Source organism: Nostoc sp. XA010, from assembly GCF_020829625.1.
GTDB lineage: Bacteria > Cyanobacteriota > Cyanobacteriia > Cyanobacteriales > Nostocaceae > Nostoc.
Genome location: NZ_JAIVFX010000092.1, coordinates 1 through 7,377, shown reverse-complemented (window position 1 = coordinate 7,377; position 7,377 = coordinate 1). Strand labels below are relative to the sequence as shown.

The 7,377-nt window shown below is 43.2% G+C and carries 6 protein-coding genes and 1 pseudogene; 3 read left to right on the top strand and 4 right to left on the bottom strand.

Translation table 11 applies throughout. The features are described from left to right. Positions 1 to 851: pseudogene (locus LC608_RS35710) on the bottom strand (hypothetical protein); the annotation flags it as partial. 40 nt (positions 852 to 891) lie between these two features. Continuing rightward, positions 892 to 1,191, bottom strand: a complete 300-nt coding sequence (locus tag LC608_RS35705; RefSeq protein WP_229558026.1) for a hypothetical protein — start codon at positions 1,189 to 1,191, stop codon at positions 892 to 894. A 97-nt stretch (positions 1,192 to 1,288) separates the two neighbouring features. On the opposite strand from LC608_RS35705, the gene LC608_RS35700 reads away from it, so the two are divergent. The 3 genes from LC608_RS35700 to LC608_RS35690 all read left to right on the top strand — a co-directional run bounded on the left by LC608_RS35700 (position 1,289) and on the right by LC608_RS35690 (position 6,392). After that, the gene (locus tag LC608_RS35700) at positions 1,289 to 1,501 is read left to right on the top strand and encodes a hypothetical protein (RefSeq protein ID WP_229558025.1); all 213 of its coding nucleotides are present in this window, start codon (positions 1,289 to 1,291) and stop codon (positions 1,499 to 1,501) included. Positions 1,502 to 1,965: 464 nt separating this feature from the next. Further along, complete coding sequence (locus LC608_RS35695; protein WP_229558024.1) at positions 1,966 to 3,279, top strand: calcium-binding protein; 1,314 nt, start codon at positions 1,966 to 1,968, stop codon at positions 3,277 to 3,279. A gap of 641 nt (positions 3,280 to 3,920) precedes the next feature. Further along, the gene (locus LC608_RS35690) at positions 3,921 to 6,392 is read left to right on the top strand and encodes a calcium-binding protein (protein ID WP_308189985.1); all 2,472 of its coding nucleotides are present in this window, start codon (positions 3,921 to 3,923) and stop codon (positions 6,390 to 6,392) included. Between the two features lie 165 nt (positions 6,393 to 6,557). Here LC608_RS35690 and LC608_RS35685 read toward each other — a convergent pair whose 3' ends face one another. Together LC608_RS35685 and LC608_RS35680 are read right to left on the bottom strand one after the other, a co-directional pair. Then, a complete protein-coding gene (locus tag LC608_RS35685) occupies positions 6,558 to 6,761 on the bottom strand; it encodes a hypothetical protein (protein WP_229558023.1) in 204 nt (67 codons plus the stop codon). Between the two features lie 2 nt (positions 6,762 to 6,763). Next, positions 6,764 to 7,231 carry a hypothetical protein gene (locus tag LC608_RS35680; RefSeq protein WP_229558022.1) on the bottom strand — a complete coding sequence of 156 codons (468 nt, stop codon included), beginning with the start codon at positions 7,229 to 7,231 and terminating at the stop codon, positions 6,764 to 6,766. Positions 7,232 to 7,377: the final 146 nt, after the last annotated feature.

Below are 7,377 nucleotides of genomic sequence, written 5' to 3'. Positions count from 1 at the left end.
TTACTGTTACTGATGCCAGTTCCAGTACCACCGATACCACCTTTACCGCCTTTATCACTAGTACCCGTGCCAGTGATAGTGTCATTTCCGTTCCCAGTATTGAGACTGCCATTATTGCTGATGCCAGTCCCTGCACCGTTATCGCCGGGTCCATTGCCGTTGCCGGCAATGCCACCGATACCGATGCCAGCGATAGTGTCATTTCCGTCTCCGGTATCCAGTTGCCCAGTGTTGCTGATACCTATCCCAAATCCGCCGTTACCGCTGAGGCGACCGCCACCACCAGTGCCGCCCTTACCAGTGCCAGCGATCGTGTCATTGCCCAACCCTGCATTCAGTTTGCCACTGTTACTGATGCCTGTTCCAGTACCACCAAGGCCGCCACCGCCGCCATAGCCGCCATTGCCGCCAGTGCCATTGCCGATGATAGTGTCATTGCCCAACCCTGCATTCAGTTTGCTACTGTTACTGATGCCTGTCCCTGCACCGCCATAGCCGCCACCGCCGCCAAATTCAAGAAAAGGAGAAGGAGGCGCATCCCCGCCCTCGCCTCCACGACCCCCAATACCCTTGCCGATGATAGCGTCGTCGCCCGACCCAGCATTCAGATTGCCATTATTGCTGATGCCGATTCCAGCACCGCCATCACTGCCATTGACGTTGATAGCACCATCACCGCCTTTACCGCCAGTGCCGTTGCCTTTAAAGGTGTCCTTTCCTGAGCCTGTATAAATGAAACCTCCAGTTAAAATATCAATCCCAATTCCTGGAGATTTATTTAAATCTTCCCCTACTATTGTGTCGTCACCAGCACTGCCTGTGAAATTGGGTGGAACCGTCAATCTAGGCATAATTACAATCCTCTAAATTTGGATTAGTACGGTCAGTTTGTTATCTGATGAGCAGTATACTAAAAATGCCCATATTAGCCAAATGCCGCGCTAGAGCTATCTCTGCCTCACCAGAAGTAGTGGTGATTTCCCAGCCGACTCCAGACTTAGGACGGTCGTGGGGAAGGAAGAATATTTTCTCTTGTTCTTTTGATTGAGTCGTGTAAGGATTCTGGGCAGATACCGAAGCTAAACCACCGATAGCGATCGCTACTGTTAATAGTCCTATTGTCCACGCAAGTTTAGATTCATGCAGATTCGGGTCTACACTGTTATGACGAAGATATATTACAACTAGCAATCAACTTGATATATTAATTTTTATTCAGTCAGAGCTTAATTTAGCCAAAGAAACAACTCAATATTGCTACGAGCCAATTTGTCCTGGAGGTAGCACAATGAATAAACTACCATCTAGACGCAAGAAAGCTACCTCTGCGGCATCTGTTGAATCAAAGCCAGCCAGCGACTCTGCGAAGCTTGATAGTGGCACGGTGATGCCAATTCTGGAGGTAGAAATAGAAAATCAAATTAAAACTTCAAACTTCTTTATTTTTTTGAATTATTCATTAATTTTTGCAATCTCTGAATATTCTCTGGTATTACATTAAAAACTTTTGTGTCATTTCTGCTACTTGTAAACGGTTGTTTCCCTATTCAAGTATGCTGTTAATTAACTGTTAGAAACAACTTATTAACATATATCAATCATGAAAAAAATGCACTAGTACTCCCAAAAAGTTGGTCATCATCCATGATTGCAAAAGAATTGTCACAAGAGGAAATGGAAATTTGAGGAGGTGTCACAAAAGAATAAAAAGCGTAGCTTGCTGCCAACTCTTGGAGACGCTCTGCGCGTTCGGCATCGCACTGACGCATGATTTTTTTGAAATATTTTTTAGTCTCGGTGTTTTTATTCTTTTTTTATTCATTCTCCATAAATTTTAGTTATTGTTTCCTCTCCCCATTCCTTCAATTCTTCTGAGAGTAAGCTTTCTGACTTTCGTTGCCGTCGAACTAACGTTAAATTAACTTAACTCTGCACTGAACCATAGTTTGACAAGGAGTGATGGACATGGCATCTATTAACGGTACTTTTAGTAACGACAATCTGACTGGAACTCCAGAAACTGATTCCATTTTCGGCGATTTAGGTGATGACATTCTTGATGGTCTTAATGGTGATGATGAGTTTGTCTTCAACAATGTAATTGATGTCCTCGTTTTTGATTCTGAATTTTCACGGGATGTGTACGTCTATAGTACTGATGGTTTTGACATCATTAAAAACTTCTCTTGGTCTCAGTATAGTATTATCAATATTGACCCTGTAAATCAGAATCGTAAGTATGTAAATATAAATTCACGTATAGGTTCTAACGGATCACCAGATGTATTTAGCCCAGGAAAAACCGAATCCATCTACGGCATTACAGGTTCTGACACAATCCAAGGAAGCTCGGCAGACGAGATTATTTATGGTTTGGAAGGCAACGATGTACTGTATGGCAACGATGGTTACGATATACTCTATGGTGATTCGGGCAATGACAGCCTTTACGGTGGTGCAAATGCTGACAAACAGTACGGTGGTTTGGGCAATGATTATTTGAATAGCCGAGAAGACTTGGGCGGTGGCAATGTACTGTATGGCGAGGAAGGCGATGACATCCTTGATGGCGGTGAGGTGCTTGATACCTTAATTGGTGGAACTGGCAACGACACTTATATTACTTTTGCATTCGGGTCTAGGGGCGATGTACTCAGCGATCTGTTTATCAATAGTAAGATTATAGAATACTTAAATGAAGGAACCGATACGGTTAAGTCTTCGTCCAGCTACAAATTGGGTGACAACCTAGAGAACTTGGTTCTCACAGGTAGCGAGGATATTAATGGCATAGGCAACGCCCTGGACAATCGAATTGAGGGGAGTGTCGGTCAAAACTTTTTGGTTAGCGGCGATGGCAATGACTACTTGCTTGGCTATGGGGACTACGACATTTTGGTTGGCGAGGCTGGTAACGACACACTCGTTGGCGGTGCTGGTAACGACTTCTTAAATGGGGGTTCTGGTAACGACTTCTTAAATGGCGGTGCTGGTAACAACATACTCACAGGCAATTCTGGTGCTAATACATTTGTCTTCAACTTCAGGTCTGAAGGCATTGACATCATCAAAGACTTCAGCTATTTACAGCTCGACAAAATTCAGATTTCCACAATTGGGTTTGGCGCTACTTCCACTAACGAGTTCAGTTACAACCGCAACACTGGTGGCTTGTCTTTCCAGGGAACCCAATTCGCTACTCTTGAAAACAAGCCTAATTTCATACCCACTTTCGATATTGAGCTTGTCTCTGAGGGTTTAACCTCTTCAATTAGCTAAAAACACTACAATTTTTTGTGAAGATTAAAAAATCAATTTAGCGATGACGTAACCGCCTGCTAAGAAAGCGATCACACTCTTGGCGGTAGTCCCACGGGAATTCTTAGTTATGCTGACTTGATACCCCAGTTTGGGATGCTCAATGGTAAATTTTGATTAGATGCTCAACATAGTTAGGGGTATGCTATGTGGTTTTGGGAAAAGGAATCGGTTGAGTACGAGGTATTTAAGAAATACCAACCAGCGCTCTTAACTATCGGTGTTAATTTTGCCTAAGATCAGCTAGATAATAACCTGCTTTCCCACCATTAATGCGGAACATGGACACTAGCACTTTTATCAAAGTCAAGAACCGAAGAAACGGTTCTTCGACGAATGCATAATTCCTCAATGAACCTCTGTTAAATACAACAGTGTTGACTCAATAACACTCCTAAACCGAAACCACAAACGGAAGTGAGTCTCAAAATTAGCCCAGTAAAGTATGCCGAAACCACAAACGGAAGTGAGTCTCAAAATCAGTCCAGTAAAGTATGCCGAAAGCATCACCCTTGAGGCGAGTTTTTGTGCTTAAAAACAGCACTAAATTTAAGGTTGAGAACTGAAGTTACTGAAAAAATCGATTTAGGTAGGTAAAGATTATGGCAAATATCATTGGAACCAAAGGTAACGATACTTTGGTGGGTACTTACGACGCGGACACGATTAACGGTCTTGCAGGCAACGATACCATTATACCTAATGAGGGGAACGACACCTTGACTGGTGGGGGCGGTAAGGATCAATTTGTTTACAACTTGGGCGATACTGCTACTATCACTGATTTCGGTGGCGTCGGTAAAGGAATAAACCCGACAACAGAAGTCATTGCCGAAGTGGACACCCTAAAATTCGAGGGCTATAACTTACGTGCCGAAAATCTGTTGCTCACCCAAAACGGCAGCAATCTGGAAATCACCTTTGAAGCATTTGTTGATGAGCCTAGTCCCAAAGTCATCCTGCAAAACTTCAAATTAGAAAACTTTGAGAACTTGAAAGCAACTGGTGCAAGACCTGCTATTGGCAATATCTTGTTTTCTGGGCAAACTAGCATCACCGACAGCTTTAATGTCCTAGATGCCAACTCCAGAGATACTAGCCTGGGTATCAAGAATACGGTGACCTTCCTCAATGACCTAGACAACAACATTATAGGTTTAGATGACTCAGATGATGTGATCAATGGTCAGGGGGGTAATGACATCATTGACGGCAAGCGTGGCAATGACCTGCTCAGAGGTGGTATGGGTAATGATACTTTGATTGGTGGTGTCGGTAATGACACCCTGATTGGTAATACGGGCAAAAACTTCCTTGTTGGTGGTATTGGTGAGGATACTTTAAATGTTGAATTTTCAACAGGCGATAACACCCTCAACGGTGGCGCTAATAACGATACCTTGAGTGCTGGGGCTTCATCTGGGAATAATCTACTCTTTGGGGGCGATGGCAATGATTCTCTTAACGCCTCTTATCTTATTACTAACTTCGGATACGGCTATATTGCCTCCTCAGGTAATAATACTCTCAACGGTGGTTCTGGTGACGATACCTTGGGTGCTGAGTCAGAATTCGGCAATAACCTACTCTCTGGGGGCGATGGCAATGATTCTCTCTCCACCTCTGGTTATAATCAATATAGAGGGTACTTTAGTTTTATCTCTAACGGCAATAACACTCTCAACGGTGGCGCTGGTAACGATACATTGCGTGCTGAGTATTCAACAGGTAATAACTTGCTCTTTGGGGGCGATGGCAATGATTATCTCTCCAGTTCTGGCTATGTCATAGAGTACAGCAGTGGAGATAGTTATTACCCCTCCAAGGGCAATAATACTCTCAACGGTGGCGCTGGTAACGATACTTTGCGTGCTGAGTATTCAACAGGTAATAACTTGCTCTTTGGGGGCGATGGCAATGATGCCTTATATCTAAGCACTACATCCCCAGATACTGCCCCCTCTTATTTAGTGACTCAAACGGTAGATGGAGGTTTGGGTGAGGATTTATTGTCCATAAATTACAATAATGCTACAGGGAGGATGACAACGACCATCAATGCTACTAATAACATTGGCTCTATTACAGCAGGCACGAATCTAGTTAGTTACAAGAATATCGAAAAATTAGATATCAGAGGTACACTCTTCGATGATTTGATTGTGGGGAGCAATGGCAACGATACGCTCTCCACAGGTGGTGGCAATGATACGATAGATGGGGGTAAGGGTAACGATGTGTTGTCTGTGGATTACATCGATCCTACAAAAGGGATTACTTCGGTAGATGGAGGTTTAGGTAACGATGTGTTGTCTGTAGATTACATTGATACTACAAGAGGGATCACTTCGACATTTAATGCTACTACTAACATTGGCTCAATTACAGTGGGCACGAATCTGCTTAGTTACAAGAATATCGAAAAATTAGATATTAGAGGTACACTCTTCGATGATTTGATTGTGGGGAGCAATGGCAACGATACACTCTCCATAGGTGGTGGCAATGATACGATAGATGGGGGTTTGGGTGAGGATTTATTGTTGTACGCCAATTACAGTACAGAGGTGGGGATCACAACGACTTTCAATGCTACTACTAACATTGGCTCAATTACGACAGGCACTAATCTAATTAGTTACAAGAATATCGAACGATTAAATATCTCAGGTACACCCTTCGATGACTTGATTGTAGGGAGTAATGGCAACGATACGCTCTCTGGGGGCTATGGTGGTAATGACACCCTTATTGGAGGAACTGGTACTGACACCTTTGCTTTCAATAATTACATTCAAGGCATTAATACTATTGATGACTTCAACGCGACTAATGAACTCATTCAAGTATCGGGTTATTATTTTTCTCCCGGGTTATCACTAGGTTCACTTGAGACAAGTCAGTTTACCATCGGAACATCTGCAACTACTAGCGAAGAGCGATTTATCTACAATAGCGCTACAGGTGGACTGTTCTTTGACTTTGATGGCAGTAAATCTGAGTATACTCAGATACAATTTGCTGTCTTTACTGCTGGATTGTCACTAACCGAAAAGAATTTTGTGATTGTTTAATCTTTATTACCGCTCATCAATCCTGACTTTCCACATCCCGTGAAAAGTCAGCTCTTTATCCGTTGTGTGTGATTGGTTAGTCTGCGATCGCTTTTCCCAAAATTGGGAAAATCGTGCCTGTGCTACTCTCCATTATTAGGTTTTTTTTATTGGGGCTTACGCTTTTCAAAAGAGCAGAACTGATGAAGACTTGAGAATATCCGCAATTTGACTGAAGGCAAGCGCTGCGGTTAATAACTGTGCCTCCAAGGGTAATTTTTCTAGCTCCGCATCTAAACATTCCCACATCGGTACAAGTGAGGATGTCGCTGGAGATTCGGACAACTCATCAAGCACATCCCAGATTGTCAATTGGCGGTATGTGGTCATTGCTACAATTCAGGATTTAACGGGCAGGGTCGCACTGGGCAGTAGCTTGAGGCAATCTCAAACATATCTTTATATTGATATAGTGAAACACTGTATTGTTTAGCAAATGCCCGCAACACCTGATCTGTATAGGCACGGATCTTGCCAGCCGTTAGCCCAAAACAGTGAATTGGTTCCAGGCGGCAAATTGGTTTTTGCCCCAGCCATAATTCTGCACCCAAGGCGTGTAATGGTTTGTCCCCTGGCTCTTTATATAGATACAGTACTGCAAAATATGTTGCTGGTGGTTCGACTGTTACTGAATCAATTTCTGCTGAATTATTCTGGGAGCGGTGGCGGTAGAATGAGCGGCGATTGTGGCAGACTTTTGGATTCCAACACCCGTCCCCTGCTGTTCCATGTAAAACCTTGGCTTGGGCAGTTGGTAGTTTGGAACATAACTGACACTTGGGATCAAGTGGCTTGGGCATACTTTACTCCACTTCCTCTCCAATACTGCTCGGTTAAGGGAAAATAGATAACGGAATAAATCATAATTTGTTCGCGTGTAATCTACGAGAACAAAAACAACTAAAAAGGTTGCTTGTACCTGAAGGCACTCTCGAAAAATTTAATT